The 865-nt window shown below is 62.4% G+C and carries 1 protein-coding gene; it reads left to right on the top strand.

Going from position 1 to position 865, the window contains the following annotated elements; translation table 11 throughout:
• Window positions 1-582: IS110 family RNA-guided transposase (locus LPA34_RS26840; protein WP_228984170.1), on the top strand; the 582-nt coding region annotated here is incomplete at its 5' end.
• Window positions 583-865 lie beyond the last annotated feature (283 nt).

Here is an 865-nt window from a genome sequence, read left to right as displayed (position 1 = left end):
GAGGTGATGAGCAAGGGACGAGCGAAGCTGGACCAGGAAATACCGGCCGCGCTGGGCCGGCTCGCGGATCGCCTGCCGGCGGCGCTGATCGATACATTGCGCGAGCAGTGGAGCGCACTGGCGAGGCTAGACGCGCGGGTTGCCGAGATCGAGCGGCGCATGCGCGAGTGGAAAAAGGAAGACCGGGCGGTGAGGGCGATTAGCGAGATTCCGGGCGTGGGACTGCTGACGGCAACGGCCGCGGTAGCGATGATGGGCGATCCGAAGGCATTCCGGTCGGGACGCGAATTCGCCGCGTGGGCGGGCCTGGTGCCTAGGCAGAGCGGCTCGGGCGGCAAGGTGAACCTGCACGGGATCAGCAAGCGGGGCGACACGTATCTGCGCACGTTGCTGATTCACGGTGCGCGCAGCGTACTGACACATGCGAAGGAGCCTGGCGAGTGGGTTGAGCAGATGAAGAAGCGGCGGCCGACGAATGTGGTGATCGTCGCGCTGGCCAACAAGATGGCGCGAACGATCTGGGCCGTGCTCGCGCATGATCGGCCGTACCGGAAGGACTACGTGAGCGTGAAGCCGGCTTGAACGACCCACGCGCGGTAGAAGATCAACGTTTACAACACAGGGTGAACGTCAAAAGGTTGCGCAGCGTTTCGAGTGTGATGACTAGCCAGGTAGGACCAGGACTCGCTAAACCTGAATTGTCTCTCGAGCTTCGAGCTCGCTAGGAGAATGAGGTGCGAGTCAGCGGATTTCATAGGGGCCCGCAGCGGCAGGACCGGCTGCAACAAGGCCGGATATAGAGCCGCAACCCATCCTGTCTGTCCGAACACACGAAAACTGTTGCAAACGGGACGCGTTCATATAG

The sequence above is a fragment of the Paraburkholderia gardini genome (genome assembly GCF_907164575.1).
Classification (GTDB): domain Bacteria; phylum Pseudomonadota; class Gammaproteobacteria; order Burkholderiales; family Burkholderiaceae; genus Paraburkholderia; species Paraburkholderia gardini.
Note: the sequence above shows the minus strand (reverse complement) of the source record. Positions and strands in the feature narration are given on the sequence as shown.